The organism is Enterobacter chuandaensis, from assembly GCF_039718975.1.
Classification (GTDB): domain Bacteria; phylum Pseudomonadota; class Gammaproteobacteria; order Enterobacterales; family Enterobacteriaceae; genus Enterobacter; species Enterobacter chuandaensis.
In genome coordinates, this window is sequence record NZ_CP097173.1 from 312,633 (window position 1) to 334,133 (window position 21,501).

General features: G+C 55.6%; 22 protein-coding genes and 1 pseudogene. 18 read left to right on the plus strand and 5 right to left on the minus strand.

All coding sequences use genetic code 11. From position 1 onward, the window contains the following. Positions 1–31: 31 nt before the first annotated feature. From ugpA to ugpQ, 4 genes are read left to right on the plus strand one after another with little or no spacing between them, the layout of a single operon-like run. Positions 32–919: a sn-glycerol-3-phosphate ABC transporter permease UgpA gene (gene ugpA / locus MX657_RS01460; RefSeq protein ID WP_080329949.1), complete on the plus strand. Its 888-nt coding sequence runs from the start codon at positions 32–34 to the stop codon at positions 917–919. Further along, entirely contained in the window at positions 916–1,761 is an 846-nt protein-coding gene (gene ugpE, locus MX657_RS01465; protein WP_028015153.1) for a sn-glycerol-3-phosphate ABC transporter permease UgpE, read from the plus strand. Before ugpA ends, ugpE begins: the two co-directional genes overlap by 4 nt. 1 nt (position 1,762) lies before the next feature. Beyond that, entirely contained in the window at positions 1,763–2,833 is a 1,071-nt protein-coding gene (locus MX657_RS01470; protein WP_346807063.1) for a sn-glycerol-3-phosphate import ATP-binding protein UgpC, read from the plus strand. Further along, positions 2,830–3,570: a glycerophosphodiester phosphodiesterase gene (gene ugpQ / locus MX657_RS01475; protein WP_080329951.1), complete on the plus strand. Its 741-nt coding sequence runs from the start codon at positions 2,830–2,832 to the stop codon at positions 3,568–3,570. The genes MX657_RS01470 and ugpQ overlap by 4 nt, the downstream gene beginning before the upstream one ends. On the opposite strand, the gene MX657_RS01480 is transcribed toward ugpQ, so the two are convergent. Continuing rightward, positions 3,560–3,931 (minus strand): DUF2756 family protein, encoded by a 372-nt coding sequence (locus MX657_RS01480; protein ID WP_119916551.1) that lies wholly within the window; start codon positions 3,929–3,931, stop codon positions 3,560–3,562. The genes ugpQ and MX657_RS01480 overlap by 11 nt on opposite strands. A gap of 123 nt (positions 3,932–4,054) precedes the next feature. Between MX657_RS01480 and ggt the strand changes: the two genes are divergently transcribed. Beyond that, a complete protein-coding gene (gene ggt, locus MX657_RS01485; RefSeq protein WP_218728182.1) occupies positions 4,055–5,800 on the plus strand; it encodes a gamma-glutamyltransferase in 1,746 nt (581 codons plus the stop codon). An 87-nt stretch (positions 5,801–5,887) separates the two neighbouring features. Here ggt and yhhY read toward each other — a convergent pair whose 3' ends face one another. Next, entirely contained in the window at positions 5,888–6,376 is a 489-nt protein-coding gene (yhhY, locus tag MX657_RS01490; protein WP_346807064.1) for an N-acetyltransferase, read from the minus strand. A gap of 256 nt (positions 6,377–6,632) precedes the next feature. Here yhhY and MX657_RS01495 point away from each other — a divergent pair, with 256 nt between their 5' ends. The 5 genes from MX657_RS01495 (at position 6,633) to gntU (ending at position 11,574) form a co-directional block, all read left to right on the plus strand. Next, entirely contained in the window at positions 6,633–7,670 is a 1,038-nt protein-coding gene (locus MX657_RS01495) for an oxidoreductase (protein WP_346807066.1), read from the plus strand. Between the two features lie 123 nt (positions 7,671–7,793). Then, positions 7,794–8,489, plus strand: coding sequence for a pirin family protein (locus MX657_RS01500; protein ID WP_000639796.1), 696 nt, complete (start codon positions 7,794–7,796; stop codon positions 8,487–8,489). Positions 8,490–8,580: 91 nt separating this feature from the next. Next, a complete protein-coding gene (gntR, locus tag MX657_RS01505; RefSeq protein ID WP_080329955.1) occupies positions 8,581–9,576 on the plus strand; it encodes a gluconate operon transcriptional repressor GntR in 996 nt (331 codons plus the stop codon). 126 nt (positions 9,577–9,702) lie between these two features. After that, the gene (gene gntK, locus MX657_RS01510; RefSeq protein WP_014882134.1) at positions 9,703–10,230 is read left to right on the plus strand and encodes a gluconokinase; all 528 of its coding nucleotides are present in this window, start codon (positions 9,703–9,705) and stop codon (positions 10,228–10,230) included. 3 nt (positions 10,231–10,233) lie between these two features. After that, entirely contained in the window at positions 10,234–11,574 is a 1,341-nt protein-coding gene (gene gntU, locus MX657_RS01515) for a gluconate transporter (RefSeq protein WP_014833577.1), read from the plus strand. 117 nt (positions 11,575–11,691) lie between these two features. Here the strand turns inward: gntU and plsB are convergent, their stop codons facing one another. After that, positions 11,692–14,112, minus strand: coding sequence for a glycerol-3-phosphate 1-O-acyltransferase PlsB (gene plsB, locus MX657_RS01520; RefSeq protein ID WP_119916554.1), 2,421 nt, complete (start codon positions 14,110–14,112; stop codon positions 11,692–11,694). A gap of 154 nt (positions 14,113–14,266) precedes the next feature. On the opposite strand from plsB, the gene MX657_RS01525 reads away from it, so the two are divergent. The 4 genes from MX657_RS01525 (at position 14,267) to MX657_RS01540 (ending at position 17,083) form a co-directional block, all read left to right on the plus strand. Continuing rightward, positions 14,267–14,635 (plus strand): diacylglycerol kinase, encoded by a 369-nt coding sequence (locus MX657_RS01525; protein WP_014830281.1) that lies wholly within the window; start codon positions 14,267–14,269, stop codon positions 14,633–14,635. A gap of 108 nt (positions 14,636–14,743) precedes the next feature. Beyond that, entirely contained in the window at positions 14,744–15,352 is a 609-nt protein-coding gene (lexA, locus tag MX657_RS01530; protein WP_008503366.1) for a transcriptional repressor LexA, read from the plus strand. A gap of 63 nt (positions 15,353–15,415) precedes the next feature. Continuing rightward, on the plus strand, positions 15,416–16,753 hold the full coding sequence (dinF, locus tag MX657_RS01535; protein WP_346807069.1) for an MATE family efflux transporter DinF: 1,338 nt from the start codon (positions 15,416–15,418) through the stop codon (positions 16,751–16,753). Between the two features lie 120 nt (positions 16,754–16,873). After that, positions 16,874–17,083 (plus strand): CsbD family protein, encoded by a 210-nt coding sequence (locus MX657_RS01540; RefSeq protein ID WP_014882139.1) that lies wholly within the window; start codon positions 16,874–16,876, stop codon positions 17,081–17,083. 48 nt (positions 17,084–17,131) lie between these two features. Here the strand turns inward: MX657_RS01540 and zur are convergent, their stop codons facing one another. Continuing rightward, positions 17,132–17,644, minus strand: a complete 513-nt coding sequence (zur, locus tag MX657_RS01545; RefSeq protein ID WP_346807070.1) for a zinc uptake transcriptional repressor Zur — start codon at positions 17,642–17,644, stop codon at positions 17,132–17,134. 115 nt (positions 17,645–17,759) lie between these two features. Here zur and MX657_RS01550 point away from each other — a divergent pair, with 115 nt between their 5' ends. From MX657_RS01550 to MX657_RS01565, 4 genes and pseudogenes are all read left to right on the plus strand, one after another. After that, positions 17,760–18,248 carry a cupin domain-containing protein gene (locus MX657_RS01550; protein ID WP_080329958.1) on the plus strand — a complete coding sequence of 163 codons (489 nt, stop codon included), beginning with the start codon at positions 17,760–17,762 and terminating at the stop codon, positions 18,246–18,248. Between the two features lie 225 nt (positions 18,249–18,473). After that, complete coding sequence (gene traF, locus MX657_RS01555) at positions 18,474–19,733, plus strand: conjugal transfer protein TraF (RefSeq protein ID WP_286088789.1); 1,260 nt, start codon at positions 18,474–18,476, stop codon at positions 19,731–19,733. Positions 19,734–19,767: 34 nt separating this feature from the next. Then, a pseudogene (locus tag MX657_RS01560) lies at positions 19,768–19,887 on the plus strand (tRNA dihydrouridine(20/20a) synthase DusA); the annotation flags it as partial. A gap of 284 nt (positions 19,888–20,171) precedes the next feature. Continuing rightward, entirely contained in the window at positions 20,172–20,744 is a 573-nt protein-coding gene (locus MX657_RS01565) for a Panacea domain-containing protein (RefSeq protein WP_322921305.1), read from the plus strand. 467 nt (positions 20,745–21,211) lie between these two features. On the opposite strand, the gene MX657_RS01570 is transcribed toward MX657_RS01565, so the two are convergent. Further along, positions 21,212–21,484 (minus strand): pyocin activator PrtN family protein, encoded by a 273-nt coding sequence (locus MX657_RS01570; RefSeq protein WP_322921306.1) that lies wholly within the window; start codon positions 21,482–21,484, stop codon positions 21,212–21,214. Between the last annotated feature and the right edge of the window lie 17 nt (positions 21,485–21,501).

Sequence of the window (21,501 nt, forward strand, 5' to 3'; positions counted from 1 at the left end):
CCACCCGGCATTGTTCAGGAATCAAATCTCAATGTCCTCATCCCGTCCGGTGTTCCGTTCCCGCTGGCTGCCGTACCTGCTGGTCGCGCCGCAGCTGGTCATCACCGTTATCTTCTTTATCTGGCCTGCGGGCGAAGCGCTGTGGTACTCGGTACAAAGCGTCGATCCGTTCGGGCTTTCCAGCCAGTTTGTCGGGCTGGACAATTTCACTGCGCTGTTCCACGACAGCTACTACCTGGACTCCTTCTGGACGACGATGAAGTTCAGCGCCCTCGTAACCGTCAGCGGCCTTGTTGCCTCGCTGTTCTTCGCCGCGCTGGTGGATTACGTGGTGCGCGGCAGCCGTCTTTACCAGACGCTGATGCTGCTGCCTTACGCCGTGGCTCCCGCCGTCGCCGCCGTGCTGTGGATCTTCCTGTTTAACCCCGGACGCGGGTTGATTACGCATTTTCTGGCAGAGTTCGGCGTTGACTGGAACCACGCCCAGAACAGCGGTCAGGCGATGTTCCTGGTGGTGTTCGCCTCGGTGTGGAAGCAGATCAGCTACAACTTCCTGTTCTTCTTTGCCGCGCTGCAGTCCATTCCGCGTTCGCTGGTGGAAGCCGCGGCAATTGACGGCGCAGGGCCCATTCGTCGCTTCTTCAGGCTGTCACTGCCGCTGATCGCCCCGGTGAGTTTCTTCCTGCTGGTGGTTAACCTCGTGTACGCCTTCTTCGACACCTTCCCGGTGATCGACGCGGCGACCGCAGGCGGCCCGGTACAGGCGACAACGACGCTGATCTACAAGATCTACCGCGAAGGTTTTGCGGGGCTGGATCTCTCCGCCTCTGCCGCCCAGTCGGTCGTGCTGATGTTCCTCGTCATCATCCTCACGGTGGTGCAGTTCCGCTATGTCGAAAGTAAGGTGCGCTACCAATGATTGAGAACCGTCGCGGGCTGACGATTTTCAGCCATACCATGCTGATTTTAGGGATTATCGTCATTCTCTTCCCGCTGTACGTGGCGTTTGTCGCCGCCACGCTGGACACCAAAGCGGTGTTCGACACGCCGATGACGCTGATCCCAGGCGGGCATCTTTTTGAGAACATGAAAACCATCTGGACCCAGGGCGTGGGTGCCAATAGCGCGCCGTTCTGGCTGATGATGCTCAACAGCTTCATCATGGCGTTCGGCATCACCGTCGGCAAAATCACCGTGTCGATGCTCTCGGCCTTCGCCATCGTCTGGTTCCGCTTTCCGCTGCGTAACCTGTTCTTCTGGATGATCTTCATTACCCTGATGCTGCCGGTGGAAGTGCGTATCTTCCCGACGGTGGAAGTGATCGCCAACCTCAAGATGCTCGACAGCTACGCGGGCTTAACCCTGCCGCTGATGGCCTCGGCGACCGCCACCTTCCTGTTCCGCCAGTTCTTTATGACCCTGCCGGACGAGCTGATTGAGGCCGCGCGCATCGACGGCGCGTCGCCGATGCGCTTCTTCCGCGACATCGTGCTGCCGCTGTCGAAAACCAATCTCGCGGCGCTGTTTGTGATCACCTTTATCTACGGCTGGAACCAGTACCTGTGGCCGCTGCTGATTATTCAGGACGTCAACCTCGGCACCGCCGTAGCAGGCATCAAAGGCATGATCGCCACCGGCGAAGGCACCACTCTCTGGAACCAGGTGATGGCGGCGATGCTGCTCACCCTTATCCCCCCGGTCGTTATCGTTTTAGCCATGCAGCGTGCGTTTGTGCGTGGTTTAGTGGACAGTGAGAAATAAGATGGCAGGTTTAAAATTACAGGCAGTTACCAAAAGCTGGGACGGCAAAACCCAGGTGATTCAGCCGCTGACGCTCGACGTGGCGGACGGGGAATTCATCGTCATGGTCGGCCCGTCCGGCTGCGGAAAATCCACCCTGCTGCGCATGGTGGCGGGGCTGGAGCGCGTGACGTCCGGGGATATCTGGATTGACCGTCAGCGCGTCACCGAGATGGAGCCAAAAGACAGAGGCATCGCGATGGTGTTCCAGAACTACGCCCTCTATCCGCACATGAGCGTGGAGGAGAATATGGCCTGGGGGCTGAAAATTCGCGGCATGGGCAAAGGCCATATCGACGAGCGCGTGAAAGAAGCCGCGCGCATTCTGGAACTCGACGGCCTGCTGAAGCGCCGCCCGCGCGAGCTCTCCGGTGGCCAGCGCCAGCGCGTGGCGATGGGGCGCGCCATCGTGCGCGATCCGGCGGTATTCCTGTTCGACGAGCCGCTGTCTAACCTCGATGCTAAGCTGCGCGTGCAGATGCGTCTTGAGTTGCAGCAGCTGCACCGTCGTCTGAAAACCACCTCCCTGTACGTGACCCACGATCAGGTCGAAGCCATGACCCTCGCCCAGCGCGTAATGGTGATGAACAAAGGCATCGCCGAGCAGATTGGCACGCCGGTGGAGGTCTACGAAAAACCGGCCACCCGCTTTGTGGCGAGCTTTATCGGCAGCCCGGCGATGAACCTGCTGGAGGGGCGCATCAGCAGCGCGGGCACGCACTTTGAGCTGGAAAGCGGGATGGCGTTGCCGATCAACTGGTACTATCGTGGCTACGCCGGGCGTAAGATGACGCTCGGTATCCGCCCCGAGCATATTGGCTTAACGTCTCAGGCGGACGGCGGCGTGCCGCTGGTGATGGACACGCTGGAGATGCTGGGTGCAGATAACCTGGCGTACGGGCGCTGGGGCGAGCAAAAAATGGTGGTGCGTCTGGCACATCAGGAGCGCCCGAAAGCGGGCAGCACGCTGTGGCTGTACCTGCCGGAAAACCATCTGCACCTTTTTGACGGTGAAACAGGACAACGAGTATGAGCAACTGGCCTTATCCCCACGTCGTCGCCCACCGCGGCGGCGGTAAGCTGGCCCCGGAAAACACCCTGGCGGCGATTGATGTCGGCGCGCGCTACGGCCACACGATGATTGAGTTCGACGCTAAGCTCTCGAAGGACGGTGAAATTTTCCTGCTGCATGACGACAACCTCGAACGCACCAGCAACGGCTGGGGCGTGGCGGGCGAGCTGCCGTGGCGCGATCTGCTGAAGGTAGACGCCGGAAGCTGGTACAGCGGCGAGTTCAAAGGCGAACCGCTGCCGCTGCTGGCGGAAGTGGCCGATCGCTGTCGCCAGCACGGCATGATGGCCAATATCGAAATCAAACCGACCACCGGCACCGGTCCGCTGACGGGCAAAGTGATTGCGCTGGCCGCGCGCGAGCTGTGGGATGGGATGACCGCGCCGCTGCTGTCGTCGTTTGACATCGACGCGCTGGAAGCCGCACAGGCGGCCGTACCTGAGCTGCCGCGCGGGCTGCTGCTGGACGAGTGGCGTGAGGACTGGCGCGAACTAACGGGCCGCTTAGGCTGCGTCTCTATTCATTTGAACCACAAGCTGTTGGATGAAGCACGGGTGAAAATGCTGAAAGACGCGGGTCTGCATATTCTGGTCTATACCGTTAACAAACCCCAGCGCGCAGCCGAGCTGCTGCGCTGGGGCGTGGACAGCATCTGCACCGATGCGATTGACCAGATCGGGCCGAAGTTTATTTATTGAGCATACTGCCGTTCTGCTGGGTCGGCAGCATATGCTGCTGACCGCTGCTTTGCGACATCCCGCCCCCTAACATTCCGCCGTTTGCATTTGGCAACGGCTGCTCGCGCACCTGTCCCTGCTGCACGCGCTGGGTGTTGGCGTTCATCTGGTTTTGCAGGCTCTGCTGCTGCATCTGGGTCTGTGTTCTCAGCTGCTGATTCAGCATCCCTTTCTGCTGCTGTTGCTGGCTCATCATCTCGGTCTGCATGCGCTGCTGGCTCGGGATAACGTAACCCTGCTGGTTCGGGTTGTTCATGGTGTTGAGTGGCTGTGCGAGCGCGGCAAACGGGATCAGCGCCGCAAGAATCATCAAGCGTTTCATTGTCATTTCCTCCTCTTGAGGGCTCTCTTAAGTTTACCCTGATTTCACCATGACGATGATTTTTTAGGAGTTGTGAACCAGGCTTAAGCGGGGAATATGGATCCCTTCACCTGGAGAACAATAATGATGAAACCAACGTTTTTGCGCTGGGTCGCCATCGCCGCGCTGATGGCAGGCGGTACATTTACCGTGGCGGCCAACCCGCCAGCGGCTCCTCCGGTCTCTTACGGCGTGGAGGAAGATGTTTTTCATCCCGTGCGGGCAACCCATGGCATGGTGGCGTCGGTGGATGCGCTGGCAACTAACGTGGGCGTCGATATTCTTAAGCAGGGCGGTAACGCGGTGGATGCGGCGGTCGCCGTCGGTTATGCGCTGGCGGTGACGCACCCGCAGGCGGGTAACCTCGGCGGCGGCGGCTTTATGATGCTGCGCACCAAAGACGGCAAAACTACCGCCATCGACTTCCGCGAAATGGCGCCATCTCAGGCGTCCCGCGATATGTTCCTCGACGACCAGGGTAACCCGGACAGCAAGAAATCCCTGACCTCGCATCTCGCCTCCGGCACGCCGGGCACCGTTGCGGGCTTCTCGCTGGCGCTGGAAAAATACGGCACGATGCCGCTGAACAAGGTGGTGCAGCCTGCCATCAAGCTGGCGCGGGAAGGCTTTGTGGTCAATGACGCCCTGGCTGACGACCTCAAAACCTACGGCAGTGAAGTCATTCCCAATCACGAAAACAGCAAGGCGATCTTCTGGAAGGACGGCGAGCCGCTGAAGAAGGGCGATAAGCTGGTGCAGAAGAACCTCGCTAAAAGTCTGGAGCTGATTGCGGAGCACGGTCCGGACGCCTTCTACAAAGGGGCGATTGCTGACCAGATTGCGCAAGAGATGCAAAAGAATGGTGGGCTCATCACCAAAGCGGATCTGGCGGAATACAGGGCGGTGGAGCGCGAGCCGATTAGCGGCACCTACCGCGGCTACGAGGTCTTCTCCATGCCGCCGCCGTCTTCCGGGGGCATTCACATCGTGCAGATCCTCAACATTCTTGAAAACTTCGATATGCACAAGTTCGGCTTCGGCAGCGCGGATGCCATGCAGGTGATGGCGGAGGCAGAAAAACGCGCCTACGCCGACCGCTCGGAATACCTCGGCGATCCGGACTTCGTGAAGGTACCGTGGCAGGCGCTGACCAACAAGGCGTATGCGAAATCCATTGCCGATGAAATCGACATCAACAAGGCTAAGCCGTCGAGCGAGATCCGCCCCGGCAAGCTGGCACCGTATGAAAGCAACCAGACCACCCACTTCTCGGTGGTGGATAAAGACGGCAACGCGGTGGCGGTGACCTATACGCTGAATACCACCTTTGGTACCGGGATTGTGGCGGGCAACAGCGGTATTCTGCTAAACAACGAGATGGATGACTTCTCTGCCAAGCCGGGCGTGCCGAACGTCTACGGGCTGGTCGGCGGCGATGCGAATGCGGTCGGGCCGAAAAAACGTCCGCTGTCGTCCATGTCGCCCACTATCGTGGTGAAAGACGGTAAAACCTGGCTGGTGACCGGCAGCCCGGGCGGCAGCCGGATTATCACTACCGTGCTGCAGATGGTGGTGAACAGCATCGACTTTGGCATGAACGTCGCCGAAGCCACCAACGCTCCGCGTTTCCACCACCAGTGGCTGCCGGACGAGCTGCGCGTGGAGAAGGGCTTTAGCCCGGACACCATCAAGCTGCTGGAACAGCGCGGACAGAAGGTGGCGGTGAAAGAGGCGATGGGCAGCACCCAGAGCATTATGGTCGGGCCGGACGGCGCGCTGTTTGGGGCGTCGGACCCGCGTTCGGTGGATGATTTAACGGCGGGGTATTGATTTTTTTGCCCGGTGGCGCTGCGCTTACCGGGCCTACAACGGCACGAACGTAGGCCGGGTAAGGCGAAGCCGCCACCCGGCAACAAACTACTTCATACGCGCCATATAATACGCATCCACATACTCGCCGTTGCGCAGGGCGTAGCGCCTGCCGGTGCCTTCAATCTCAAACCCGTGCTTTTTGTACACCTCGATTGCCGGTTCGTTATCCACAAACACCGTTAACTCGATGCGATCGACGCGCAGCCAGTTGTCGCACATATCGATCATGGTGCGAATCAGTGCGCTGGCCACGCCGCGGTTATGCCACTGCGCGCCAACGCAGATACCGAAATCTGCAACGTGGCTGCGGCGTGGTCGCTGGGCGACATCAATGGTGAGGTGGCCGACCACGATATCATCAATGCAGGCAACCAGCTGTTTAATGCCCGGCTGCTCGCCTAGCCGCATTTGCCACATTTCTATTGAAGGATGAGGAACCTGTAGCGTGTTGTGGTACACCTCCGGCTGGGCGTGGATCTGACGAATGGCGTCGTAATCTCTCGGTTCAGCGTGGCGTATCACTATCTCACTCATTCCTTGTTCCTCAGTTAGTTAAAAGTCCCCTCCAACATCAATGACTTTAAAATTTGAGTCAACCGCTATTTTTTGCAAAAAGTATTGGACAAGTGCGAATGAGAATGATTATTATTGCTTTGCATTCAGGAAGACCCCTACGGGAACCTGAAAGCACGACATTGCTCACATTGCTTCCAGTATTACTTTAGCCAGCTTCTCGCTGGCTTTTTTTTTGTTATGGTTAGATTCAGTAACCTTCCAAAAGGACTGAGCCATGACACTACATTGCGCATTTATTGGATTTGGCAAAAGCACGACGCGTTACCACCTTCCGTATGTCCTCCATCGTAAAGACACCTGGCACGTCGCCCACATCTACCGCCGCAGCGCGAAGCCGGAAGAGCAGTCTCCGCAGTATTCCCACATTCACTTCACCAGCGATCTTGATGAAGTGTTGAATGACCCGCAGGTAAAGCTGGTGGTTGTCTGCACCCATGCCGACAGCCATTTTGACTATGCGAAACGCGCGCTCGAAGCGGGTAAGAACGTGCTGGTGGAAAAGCCGTTCACCCCGACCATTGCCGAAGCGAAAGCGCTGTTTGCGCTGGCGAAAAGTAAAGGGCTGACCGTCACCCCGTATCAGAACCGTCGCTTTGACAGCTGTTTCCTGACGGCGAAAAAAGCGATTGAGGGCGGCAGGCTGGGCGACATCGTGGAAATTGAAAGCCACTTCGATTACTACCGCCCTGTGGCGGAGACCCAACCCGGTCTGCCGCAGGACGGCTCGTTCTATGGTCTGGGCGTACACACCATGGACCAGATCATCTCCCTGTTTGGTCGCCCGGACCATGTGGCGTATGACATCCGCAGCCTGCGCAATAAAGCCAACCCGGACGACACTTTTGAAGCGCAGCTTTTCTACGGCGACCTGAAAGCCATCGTCAAAACCAGCCATCTGGTGAAAATCGACTACCCGAAATTTATCGTTCACGGCACCAGAGGCTCGTTCATTAAGTATGGCATTGACCAGCAGGAGACCAGCCTGAAGGCCAACATCATGCCGGGCGAACCGGGCTTTGCGGCGGATGATTCCGTGGGCTTGCTGGAGTATGTGAACGATGAGGGTGTGACGGTCAAAGAAGAGCTGAAACCGGAAACCGGCGACTATGGTCGCGTCTACGATGCGCTGTATGAAACCCTCACCAGCGGCGCACCGAATTACGTCAAGGAATCTGACGTTCTGACCAACCTTGAAATCCTTGAGCGGGCCTTTGAGCAGGCTTCTCCTGCCACGGTAACCCTAGCGAAATAAGCAAAAACGGCTCCTCTGCACTTATTCATAATTTTTGAACAGAGGAGTCAATTTTCACCCTCTATGATCCCCGACCGTTTGCGTCCACACTTACTCCATCGAAACGAACTGAGGGTGAAAACAATGATCTACTTACGCAAAGCAAACGAACGTGGTCACGCAAATCATGGCTGGCTGGACTCATGGCATTCATTCTCGTTTGCCGACTACTACGACCCGAACTTCATGGGCTTCTCCGCACTGCGCGTGATTAACGACGACGTGATTGATGCAGGCCAGGGCTTCGGTACTCACCCGCACAAAGACATGGAAATCCTGACCTATGTGCTGGAAGGGGCGGTTGAGCACCAGGACAGCATGGGCAACAAAGAGCAGGTTCCGGCGGGCGAGTTTCAGATTATGAGCGCGGGTACCGGGGTGCGCCACTCCGAGTACAACCCGAGCAAAACGGAAAAACTGCACCTGTATCAAATCTGGATCATTCCAGAAGAGACCGGCATCACGCCGCGCTACGAACAGCGCCGCTTCGACGCGAAACAGGGCAAACAGCTGGTGCTCTCCCCGGATGCGCGTGAAGGTTCCCTGAAGGTGCATCAGGATATGGAGCTGTACCGCTGGGCGCTGGCAAAAGACGAACAGTCTGTGCACCAGATTGCCGCCAACCGCCGCGTCTGGATCCAGGTGGTAAAAGGTGAAGTGTCCATTAACGGCACCAAAGCCACTACCGCCGATGGTCTGGCAATCTGGGATGAGCAGGCGCTCTCCGTGCATGCCGACAGCGAAAGTGAAATCCTGCTGTTTGACCTGCCTCCGGTCTAAATAATTTCTCAACCTTCCCTTTAAACGGGGAAGGTTGAGCTTTGTCCGTGATAAACTGAGCAAATCTCTCACTTCAAGATTTCTCAGGACGATGAAAAAGAAACGCCCCGTACTTCAGGATGTCGCCGATCGCGTCGGTGTGACCAAAATGACGGTCAGCCGCTTTTTACGTAACCCGGAGCAGGTTTCCGTGGCGTTGCGTGGCAAGATTGCTGCCGCTCTTGATGAACTGGGTTATATCCCTAACCGCGCACCCGATATTCTCTCCAATGCGACCAGCCGTGCGGTAGGTGTCCTGCTTCCTTCCCTGACCAACCAGGTTTTCGCCGAAGTTCTGCGCGGCATTGAAAGCGTCACCGATGCTTTTGGCTACCAGACCATGCTTGCCCACTATGGGTACAAGCCGGAACTGGAAGAAGAACGTCTTGAATCGATGCTTTCCTGGAACATCGACGGCCTGATTTTAACCGAACGTACCCACACTGCCCGTACGCTCAAAATGATTGAAGTCGCCGGTATCCCGGTGGTGGAGCTGATGGACAGCCAGTCGCCATGCCTCGATATCGCCGTTGGGTTCGATAACTTTGAAGCGGCTCGTCAGATGACCGCGGCCATCATTGCCCGCGGTCATCGTCATATTGCTTATCTGGGTGCGCGTCTTGATGAACGTACTATCATCAAACAGAAGGGATACGAGCAGGCGATGCTCGACGCGAACTTAACCCCGTACAGCGTGATGGTGGAGCAGTCCTCATCTTACACCTCGGGTATTGAGCTGATGCGTCAGGCACGACGCGAGTATCCGCAACTGGACGGTATTTTCTGTACCAACGATGACCTTGCGGTCGGTGCAGCGTTCGAATGCCAGCGTCTGGGGTTGAAGATCCCTGAGGATATGGCGATTGCTGGCTTCCACGGCCACGATATTGGTCAGGTGATGGAGCCGCGTCTGGCGAGCGTTCTGACACCGCGTGAGCGTATGGGCCGCATTGGCGCAGAACGCCTGCTGGCGCGTATTCGTGGCGAAGCGGTTACCCCTAAAATGTTAGATTTAGGTTTCACCTTGTCACCGGGTGGATCTATTTGAGCTGACAAGTTTGAAGTAGGTCACACTTATTTACTTCGCGCACGTTTGGATATTGCTTCTCTTTTGCCCCGGCAGGACAATGTTACCGATAACTGTTACCCGTAACAATTGACTGAGGGACACCCTTTGAGCACGACTAATCACGATCACCACGTTTACGTCCTGATGGGCGTGTCCGGTAGCGGTAAATCTGCCGTGGCGAGCGAAGTGGCGCATCAACTTCAGGCTGCGTTTCTTGATGGTGACTTCCTCCATCCCCGCAGCAACATTATGAAAATGGCCTCCGGCGAACCGCTGAACGACGACGACCGCAAACCGTGGTTGCAGGCGCTGAACGATGCCGCCTTTGCGATGCAGCGTACCAACAAAGTTTCCCTGATTGTTTGCTCCGCGCTGAAAAAAACCTACCGCGATCTGCTGCGCGACGGCAACCCAAACCTCTCCTTTATCTACCTGAAGGGCGATTTCGAAGTGATTGAAAGCCGTCTGAAGGCGCGCAAAGGTCACTTCTTCAAAACCCAGATGCTGGTCACGCAGTTCGACGCGCTGCAGGAGCCGGGTGAAGACGAAAAAGACGTCTTAGTGGTTGATATCGATCAGTCACTGGAGGGTGTTGTAGCCAGCACCATCGAGGTCATTAATAAAAGGCAGTAAGTTTTGAGTACATTAACGCTAGTGTTGACAGCAGTGGGTTCGGTTTTGCTGCTGCTGTTTTTAGTGATGAAGGCGCGTATGCACGCCTTCGTTGCTTTGATGGTGGTTTCTATTGGTGCAGGTCTCTTTTCCGGTATGCCGCTCGACAAGATCGCCGCGACGATGGAAAAAGGGATGGGAGGCACGCTGGGCTTCCTGGCGATTGTGGTCGCGCTGGGCGCGATGTTTGGCAAGATCCTGCATGAGACGGGCGCGGTCGACCAGATTGCCGTCAAGATGCTCAAATCCTTCGGTCACAGCCGCGCGCACTACGCGATTGGCCTGGCCGGTCTGATTTGCGCGCTGCCGCTGTTCTTCGAAGTGGCGGTGGTGCTGCTCATCAGCGTCGCGTTCTCAATGGCGCGCCATACCGGCACTAACCTCGTGAAGCTGGTTATTCCACTGTTTGCGGGCGTGGCGGCGGCGGCAGCGTTTCTGCTGCCTGGACCTGCGCCGATGCTGCTGGCCTCACAGATGCACGCCGATTTTGGCTGGATGATCCTGATTGGCCTGTGCGCTGCGATCCCGGGAATGATTATCGCCGGTCCGCTGTGGGGCAACTTCATCAGCCGTTACGTTGAGCTGCACATTCCTGACGACATCACCGAGCCGCACCTTGGCGAAGGCAAAATGCCGTCCTTCGGCTTTAGCCTGTCGCTGATCCTGCTGCCGCTGGTGCTGGTGGGCCTGAAAACCATCGCCGCGCGCTTTGTGCCGGTCGGTTCTACCGCGTACGAATGGTTTGAGTTTATCGGCCATCCGTTCACGGCGATTCTGGTGGCGTGTCTGGTGGCGATTTACGGCCTGGCGATGCGCCAGGGTATGCCGAAAGACCGCGTGATGGAGATCTGCGGTGCGGCGCTGCAGCCTGCGGGGATTATCCTGCTGGTGATCGGTGCCGGTGGCGTGTTCAAGCAGGTGTTGGTGGATTCCGGCGTGGGCCCGGCTCTGGGTGAAGCGCTGACCGGGATGGGTCTGCCGATTGCGGTAACCTGCTTCGTGCTGGCTGCGGCGGTGCGTATCATTCAGGGTTCCGCGACCGTCGCGTGCTTAACCGCCGTGGGTCTGGTGATGCCGGTGATTGAACAGCTCAACTACTCTGGTGCGCAGATGGCCGCGCTGTCTATCTGTATCGCGGGCGGTTCGATTGTCGTCTCGCACGTTAACGATGCTGGCTTCTGGCTGTTCGGTAAGTTTACCGGCGCGACCGAAGCGCAAACCCTGAAAACCTGGACGCTGATGGAAACCATCCTCGGCACGACGGGTGCGATTGTCGGGATGATTGCCTTTACGCTTCTGAGCTGAATACGGTGATTTAATAAGGCTCAAAAATAAGGCCCGGTAGCGTTAGCGCTTACCGGGCCTTTCTGTTATGCAGAACGTCAGGCCGGGCAAGGTGAAACACCACCCGGCTTTTTCACATCACTCGCCCTGCGTCGCGCTCTCAATCGTCAAACGCACGTCCGACGTAATCAGCTCAGCCAGCATCTGGTAAACCTTCAGCGTCTCTTCCGGCTCGGCATCGCCCGTATCGCTGATGAAGCCTTCGTCACGCAGCGTCAGCACCAGCGAGCTGAAGACCGCCTTGTCGAAGAATTCCGGGGCGTTAATGCCGTGCAGAACGGACAGGCGCTGTGCCAGCGTCCGGCTCTCTTTCTCCAGCGTACCGCGGTTGATAGACGGGTTCGCGCTCAGCAGCCAGAACGTAATGGCGTAGCGCTGCAGCGTTTCGCGCGCACCGGCCGCCAGCAGTTGCAGAGTACGGGAGCGTGACGGATTGATGTGCAGCTCGTCGTTCGCAACGGTGATCAGCCCCTGACGGCGCAGCTCTTCCGTCAGTTTTTCCAGCTCAACGGCCAGCTCTTCCTTGCTCCAGCGCAGGAACAGCTCCGCTTTCAGCATCGGGTAGAGCGTCTCAACGTGACGCAACAGCTCCTGACGTGAAATGCGGCGATGCTGGGTGATAATGGCCGCCATGAGCGACGGCAGCATTAGCATATGGGCGATGTTGTTGCGATAGTACGTCATCAGCACCGCCTGCTCGCGTGGCAGAATGATGATGTCGCCGATCGTGTCCTTCTCGACTTCAAACTTATTCATCTGCAACGCGTGATCGATAAGCTCGCTGGCGGTAGCAGAAGGCGCTGTCGAATCAACCGAGTACGGTACGTTGCGCATCATGTCCAGGTAGCAGTCCAGCTGCTCCGTGAGCTGTTCACGGGTCAGGGAACGCTGACGGGAAGCCAGCAGCGCCGTACAGCACAGGTTCATGGCATTGGCCGCACCGGCGTTGTTAATGCGCACCATCAGCTCGGACGCGATACCGTTCACCGTTGGCGTCAGCCAGGCCGGACGAACCGCTTCGATAGGATCGATAGACTCGCGCCAATCCGGAACATGATGGTTCAGATACGTCATCAGCGGCATCGGCTCGCCAAAGTTTACGTAGCCCTGACCCAGGTTGCGTAACTTGCTCAGGCCGCGCAGCATCTGCGGCAGGCTCTCTTTCTCTTTGGTCGCACCACGCAGCTCTTTGGCGTACGTGCCCACTTCCATCACGTGCTCATAGCCAATGTAAATTGGCACCAGCGTAATCGGACGGGTTCCACCGCGCAGCATCGCCTGAATGGTCATCGACAGCGTGCCGGTCTTCGGATCGAGCAGACGACCGGTACGGGAACGTCCCCCTTCCACGAAGTACTCTACGGAATAACCGCGGCTGAACAGCTCGCCCAGATACTCGCGGAACACGGTGGAGTAGAGCTTGTTGCCCTTGAAGGTGCGACGAATAAAGAACGCACCCAGGCGGCGGAAGATCGGACCGGCTGGCCAGAAGTTCAGGTTAATACCGGCGGCAATGTGCGGCGGTACCAGCCCCTGATGATAGAGCACGTAGGAGAGAAGCAGGTAGTCCATGTGGCTGCGGTGGCAGGGGACATAGACAATCTCATGGCCATCGTGCGCCAGCTGCCGCACACGTTCGGCGTTATGTACGTTGATGCCCTGATAAAGGCGGTTCCAGGTAAAGCCGAGAATACGATCGGAAAGACGAATCATCTCGTAAGAGAAGTTCGCTGCGATCTCTTCCATCAGCGCAATGGCGTTCTGCTGGGCTTTCTCATGGGAAATTTTCTTGCTGCGCGCTTCGTCTTCAACGGCGCGGGCGATTGCTTTGGAGGCCAGCAGCTTGTTGAACAGATCCTGACGCGCAGGGAGACGTGGCCCTACGGCCGCCAGGCGCTGACGGGCGAAGTGCATACGCGCCACGCGCGCCAGTTTTTGCGCGATGATCTTATCGGTGCCGTGCTCGTCCGCCATTCGGCGAAGGGAGACGGAAGGGGAGAAGCGCACAAAGCTGTCGCGTCCCAGCCAGGAGACCGCGAAGAACTTCTGGATGCCGTTAAGCATGCGCAGCGGCGGGTTCTCTTCGCCTTTTTCGCGGCCCGGACGGCGGCCAAACATCACCGATACCGGCACCATCTGCACATCCAGGTCAGGATTGCTGCGGTGCAGGTCGAGATAGTCGTGGAACAGCTTGATGGACTCTTCTTTCGGTGTGTAATAGGTAAACACGCGCGGCCCGCCATGAATGAACACGTAGCGCGGCAGCAAAGTGCCGTCAACTTCCAGCGGTTCAAGCGGGTCGGGTAAATCATGCGCCAGACACTGGGCGCGAAGTGTCAGCAGGTCTGCCTTCGAGTTATAAGGCAAAACATACATAATAGGGCGCGACGTATCGAGCCCCAGTTCCAGCGCGGGTTCTGCTGGGATAGACTTGCTTTTTACCAGTATGCTTAATGGTAAATTAAGTAATTTGTAGTAAATTCGTGGCCAGCCGGACATAAACGATGTAAAGCCTCTGGTTAATAATGCAATTGCGGCGCAAGGATAACAGAAAGCGCGCAAAATTTCTGTTGTTACCCGTCATACTTCAGGCGGCAGCGCAACGCGCTACGCCTTCTGTTACTGACGCTCTTTTTTAAAAAAGGTTCTTTTAATGGCCAATAATACCACTGGGTTAACGCGTATCATCAAAGCTGCCGGTTATTCATGGAAAGGTTTCCGTGCCGCCTGGGTTAATGAAGCCGCTTTTCGCCAGGAAGGTGTCGCCGCTATCGTCGCGGTTATCATCGCCTGTTTCCTTGATGTAGATGCCATTACCCGCGTGCTTCTCATCGGTTCCGTACTTCTGGTGATGATAGTGGAAATTCTCAATAGCGCTATTGAGGCCGTGGTCGACCGGATCGGCTCTGATTTCCACGAGCTTTCTGGCCGCGCGAAAGATATGGGCTCCGCCGCTGTCCTGCTGGCGATTATCACAGCAGCCATTACCTGGGTCACGCTGCTTTGGTCACATTTCCGATGAGCCTCGAGGAATAATTAAGTCCCTGGTTTTTTGTGCAGTTTTTGGTTCCAAAATCGCCTTTGACTGTATATACTCACAGCATAACTGTATATACACCCAGGGGGCGGAATGAAAGCATTAACGACCAGGCAGCAAGAGGTGTTTGATCTCATTCGGGATCATATCGGCCAGACGGGTATGCCACCCACGCGCGCGGAAATCGCGCAGCGTCTGGGTTTCCGTTCTCCGAATGCTGCCGAGGAACACCTGAAAGCGCTGGCGCGTAAGGGTGTGATTGAGATTGTGTCAGGCGCGTCGCGTGGTATCCGCCTGCTGGTGGAAGAAGAGACGGGCATTCCGCTGATAGGCCGCGTTGCTGCAGGTGAACCGCTGCTGGCACAACAGCATATTGAAGGTCACTACCAGGTCGATCCTGGCATGTTCAAACCGAGCGCTGATTTCCTGCTGCGCGTCAGCGGGATGTCCATGAAAGACATCGGTATCCTGGACGGCGATCTGCTGGCCGTTCACAAAACGCAGGATGTACGTAACGGCCAGGTGGTGGTCGCGCGTATTGATGACGAAGTGACCGTTAAGCGTTTGAAAAAACAGGGTAACACCGTTCAGCTGCTGCCCGAAAACAGCGAATTCACTCCGATTGTGGTCGATCTCCGCGAACAGAGCTTCTCTATTGAAGGTTTGGCTGTTGGCGTGATTCGTAACGGCGAATGGCTGTAATCACTTCCTGACAGGCTACGCTTCCGCTGTAGCCTGCTTCATTTACCCTTGCCGGTATCTCTCATGTCACTGCTGACGGCATCTGATAAGGCATTGTGGCGTCTTGCCCTGCCGATGATTTTTTCCAATATCACCGTGCCCTTGCTGGGTCTGGTCGACACGGCCGTTATTGGCCATCTCGATTCCCCTGTTTATCTTGGCGGCGTGGCGATTGGCGCAACCGCAACCAGCTTCCTGTTTATGCTGCTGCTCTTTTTGCGGATGAGCACTACCGGGCTCACGGCACAGGCGTATGGTGCAAAAGACCCGTTACGTCTGGCGCGCGCGCTGGTGCAGCCGCTGATCCTGGCGCTTGGCGCGGGGGCGCTCATTGTTTTACTGCGCACGCCCCTGATAGACCTTGCGCTCCATGTTGTTGGCGGCAGCGAGGCGGTACTGGAGCAGGCGCGTCGCTTCCTGGAAATCCGCTGGCTCAGCGCGCCTGCCTCGCTGGCGAATCTCGTTCTGCTGGGGTGGCTACTGGGCGTGCAGTACGCCCGTGCGCCCGTAATTTTACTGGTCGTGGGAAACCTGCTTAACATCGCGCTCGATCTCTGGCTGGTGATAGGCCTGCATATGGACGTGCGCGGGGCGGCACTGGCGACGGCAATTGCCGAATACGGAACCTTATTCATTGGGCTGTGGATGGTCTGGCGCGTACTGGTCCTGCGCGGGATATCCCTCGTAATGCTGAAAACCGCATGGCGCGGCAATATCCGTAAACTGCTGGCGCTCAACCGTGACATCATGCTGCGCTCGCTTCTGCTACAGCTCTGTTTTGGCGCGTTGACGGTTTTTGGTGCCCGCCTTGGGCCTGAGATTGTCGCGGTGAATGCGGTCCTGATGACATTGCTGACGTTTACCGCCTACGCGCTGGACGGTTTCGCCTACGCCGTTGAGGCGCATTCAGGGCAGGCGTACGGTGCGCGTGAAAGTGGCCAGCTTCGTGAAGTATGGCGCGCGGCATGCCGTCAGTCGGGCCTGGTCGCGCTGGCATTCGCACTGATTTACGCCTGCTTTGGGCGCGACATTATTGCATTACTCACTTCGATCCCGTCTTTACGCGAACTTGCGGATCACTACATCGTCTGGCAGGTGATCTTGCCGGTGGTAGGTGTCTGGTGTTATCTGCTGGACGGCATGTTTATCGGTGCGACGCGCGGGGCGGAAATGCGTAATAGTATGGCGGTCGCGGCGGCGGGGTTTGGTCTGACGCTGCTGACGCTTCCCTGGCTGGGTAATCACGGTTTGTGGCTGGCGCTTGCGGTATTCCTCTCCCTGCGCGGCCTGTCGCTTGCTTTTATCTGGCATCGTCACTGGCAAAATAATACCTGGCTTCCTTCCCGTCACGATATATCGTGACGGTTAAAGATTCCGAATATGAAATCAACTGCCGAATCCTTAACTACAATAATTATCACGTCCAGCAGAAAAGAACGTAACGGACGTTACGACCCGACGCTTAACTAAGAGGACACGATGATGAATAAAGACGAAATCGGCGGCAACTGGAAGCAGTTCAAAGGTAAAGCGAAAGAACAGTGGGGTAAGCTGACTGATGACGATATGACCGTCATTGAAGGTAAACGCGATCAGCTTGTCGGTAAAATTCAGGAACGTTACGGCTACGCGAAAGATCAGGCAGAAAATGAAGTCAAAGACTGGGAAACCCGTAACGACTACCGCTGGTAACGCTGAATAACCCACACAGGCGGCTCTAAGCCGCCTTTTCTTTTGCCCTTAACGCGGCTTTTTCTTCACCAGGATTGAGTGATCGTGCTGACACGCATCCTGATGCCGACAGGCTTCCACCTCAACGCATTCAGAACACAACCCGTGTGCTTCAATCACGTTATGACGCAGGGCAAAACCCATTTTTGCCGCCAGCGTATGCATAATATCCTCTACGCCCTCCGCTCCCTCTTCTTTCACCACGCCGCAACGATCGCAGATAAACATGGCCGATGTATGCGTTGGCTGATCGAAAAGATGGCAGAGGACATAGCTGTTTGTGGATTCGACCTTATGCACAAACCCTTGTTCCAGCAGGAAATCCAGCGCGCGATACACCGTCGGCGGTTTAGCCTGCGGCTCGCTTTCGCGGAGCAGGTCGAGGAGGTCATATGCGCTGATGGCACCCTGCTGCAGGCTCATCAGACGCAGGACTTCAAGGCGCTGCGGGGTCAGGCGCACATTGCGTTGCGCGCACAGCTTTTCGGCCTGCGCTAACAGCTCTTTTGTGGACTTATCCATATAGCACCTCGGATGTTCTGGGACGTAAAACCCTCACTTTACCATGTTCTGGTAAAAACACCGATATCCGCCAGGCTGTGCTATACCTGACGCATCGCAAACCGGGAATACAACCATGAAAAAACCAGACTGTATCAAGCACTGGCGCGACGTAGAAGGGCCCGATGACGCCACCTACCCCGACAGTAACGAGCTTTTTTCCATCGGATCGCCGCTGGCGCGCAGCCTCGGCCTCAGGCGCATTGGCATTCACCATGAGCGTTTACCGCCGGGGCGTCGGACATCCTATCCCCATGCGGAAAGTGACGAAGAAGAGTTTATCTATGTACTTGAAGGTTATCCCGAAGCCTGGATTAATGGCTATTTGTGGAAACTAGAACCAGGAGACAGCGTGGGCTTTCCCGCCGGAACCGGCGTCTGCCATACCTTTATCAACAACACGGAAGAAGAGGTGCGGTTGCTGGTTGTGGGGGAAGCCAACAAGAAGCACAACCGCATCTACTATCCGCTCAACCCGGTCTATGCCGCCACGCGGGAAGACCGCTGGGTGGACCATCCACCGCAGTTTTTCGGGCCGCATAATGGAAAACCTGGGAAAAAATAATTTCCTCTTCTATAAATATTGAGGGCCGTCACAAATTACAACAGGCCGTAAGGAAGTTTTACTTAGGGAATGAATTAGCGGGTCTTTTTATCTTTATTCACAGCAATAGTTCGCGCCTGTTTGGGGGATAACAGACAGGGGTTATTTCATAACAGACTATAAGACGAGCATACTGTGAAAAAACATTTTAAATTTTCGGTGGTTAGCATCGCTGTCTCCTTGTTTATGGCAAATCAGGCGGGAGCAGCCAATACCTGGACAGAATCACGAAGCGACGCCATGGGCGGCACCGGCGTTGCTTCGGGCAATTATGGTAGCGGGGCGTTAATTAACCCAGCGCTGCTGGCAAAGGCAAAACCGGACGATGACGTGACGGTCATTTTACCGTCCGTTGGGGTGCAGGTAACGGATGAGGACAATCTTCAGGATGAGATTGATACCATCAACGACAAAATCAATCACTATAAGGATGTGGTTGATAACCTTACGCCAATTCAGGTCATCACTAATCCTTTAGGCTCAATCAACCAGTTCCAGGGCGCGGCCAAAGATCTGGCCGATGAGCTGGACTATCTTAAGGGCAAAACCGCTCGCGCGACGGCAGGAGCAGGCCTCGCCGTGAGTATCCCTAACGATGTGCTTTCCGTGGCCTTTATGGCGAAAGGCTATGCCCATGGCCGGGTAAGTTCGTCTATCGACCAGCAGGATATTGATTATCTGCGCGGTATTCAAAGAAGCAATGTGGTGGCTGCCGGCGTTGCTCTGGACGCTGCACTGAGGGGCACGGACCAGATTACCAAAAACCTTAACTCAACGGCGTCTGGCCGGGCGGCAATTGTCTCCGACTACGGTATTGCCGTAGCGCGTCAGTTTGACCTCGGCGGCGTTCCGGTTTCCGTGGGCGTGACGCCAAAACTGCAGAAAACCTGGGTCTACAACTACACCACCTCAATCTACGATTACGACAGTAATAAGTGGAACGACAGCCGCTACCGCACGGACGACACGGGCTTCAACGTCGATGCCGGTATTGCCGCTGACTTAGGCGAACATTGGACGGTCGGCGTGAGCGGGCAAAACCTGATGTCGCGCGATATCGACACCAAAGATGTCCGCATTCGCAACGGGCGTACGGGGGAAGTGGTGAGCTATAAAGACACCTACCAGATTCGTCCGCTGGTGACCGCGGGCGCCGCCTGGCACAACGATCTGGTGACCCTGACCGCCGATGGCGATCTGACCGAAACCAAAGGCTTTAAGAGCGAAGATACGTCGCAGTATGTTGGGGTCGGCGCTGAAGTAACTCCGCTCAGCTGGCTGGCGGTGCGTGCCGGTTATCGTGCGGATATGAAAGGGAACGACAGCAACGTCTTTACCGGTGGTGTCGGTTTCGCGCCGTTTAATACCGTGCATGTTGACCTGATGGGCCTGTACGGTGAAGACGAAACCTGGGGCGCGGGGGCTCAGCTGAGCATGACGTTCTAAAGTACACCGGAGGCGCTGCGCCTCCGGCTTTTCTTTGTGCTATAGTAGCGCCCCTTTTCCACCAGATGCTTATAACTTCGCCATGTCGTCAGAACACCAGACCGCTTTTCCTGCACACCGTTTCTCCATTGCGCCAATGCTCGATAGGACGGATAGTTCAGTAAAATAGGTGGGTTTTGTGTATCATGGGGTTCTATTGGGAACCTGTTGTCGTAACTTTTCTATTCATATCTATTCATACCGCATCATTTGTATCCGTATCTGATTGACCAATCATAACTGCGGTTATAGACTTTGCTCCAAACAACCTCCGTTGTATTCGCTTAATGAGCACAATTTTGCAGCGGTGACTGAAAATAATAGATAGGCACTAGGTATTGGCTCGCCAGCTAGACTAGTTGGCTTTTGAGATATGCGATTGGTATCGAGGTTTCCCTTATGTTTTGCGAAGAAAAAGTAGCTCAAATGGCTGCATACTTGCTGCTTAAACGCGGTGGGCGCATGGCATATTTGAAGCTTATGAAGTTGTTATACCTTGCAAACAGAAAATCAATCCTGAAGCATGGCAGAATGATCGGAGAGGATAGTTTATACTCTATGAAATTCGGCCCTGTGATGTCTAACACCTTGAATCTCATCAGAGGTCGGGGGGAAGGATTTGGTGAATATTGGTATGAACTGATTGAGACCAATGGGCATGATGTTGTGCTGTGTTCTGATCCTCGTGAAATGGACGCAGATGAGTTTTTCGATGAGTTGAGCCGGGCTGATGTTCGTATTCTCGATGAGATTTATTCTCAGTATGGACATATGAATCGGTTTGACCTTGCAAACATGACTCATCTTCAAACAGTATGTCCTGAATGGCATGATCCAGGCAATTCAAGAGTACCAATTGATCTGAAAGAGATGCTTCTTAGGGAAGGCAAAAAGGAAGATGAAGCAGATCGCATCCTTCAGAGCATGGAAGAATCTCAACAACTCAAGGCGTTTTCTTCTCAATTATTATGACGCAATATCAGCCTTACAGGAAAGGTACTGTCTTGGCGCCCACAGGGCCATGCAATCATTTACATGTTATATGTAATGATCCCGTTTACTATCCTGTAAATGACTGTTATTGCGTTCTTGTTGTCAATATTTCCAGCATAAAGGAAGGCGTCCCGCATGATGATGCGTGCGTCCTAGATGCTGGTGACCATCGATTTATTAAGCATCCGAGTTATGTCGTGTATGCGGAAGCGGTGATTTGGCGTGTAGACAACATGGTCCGTAAGCAAACGTCTGGAGAAATAAGCGTCCACGACGATATGCCTGAGGCTTCGTTTGTTAGGATTTTGAACGGTTTCGATATTTCTGATGAAGTACGACCAAAGAATCTGAGATTCAAAAATAATTATTGTGTACCTCAACCCCTTCTAGGTGATGAATCTCAACTTACAGGATCCTGAAAAACCCGCCATTTGGCGGGTTTTTTTCTAATTGTTTTTCTGTTTGTTCGTCCTGACTGATTCCCACTCTTTGCGTCCCTCTTCGCGTCGATTGTCAATGTACTCAGCAAGGTCTTGTATATTGATGCAACGCTTTGCTTTCTGAGAGGTTCCCACACGGTAGGTTGGAACAGGTAAAAGACATGCATTGGCTTTTGCTTCTGCTGTTGCTTGGCTCATGCCGAAATACTTCTGACATACCGCAGAAAGCTCAATATTTGGGGTGTTGAACTCAGCCATAAGGAAAAACAAAGTATTCATGGATTCTCCATAGCCCG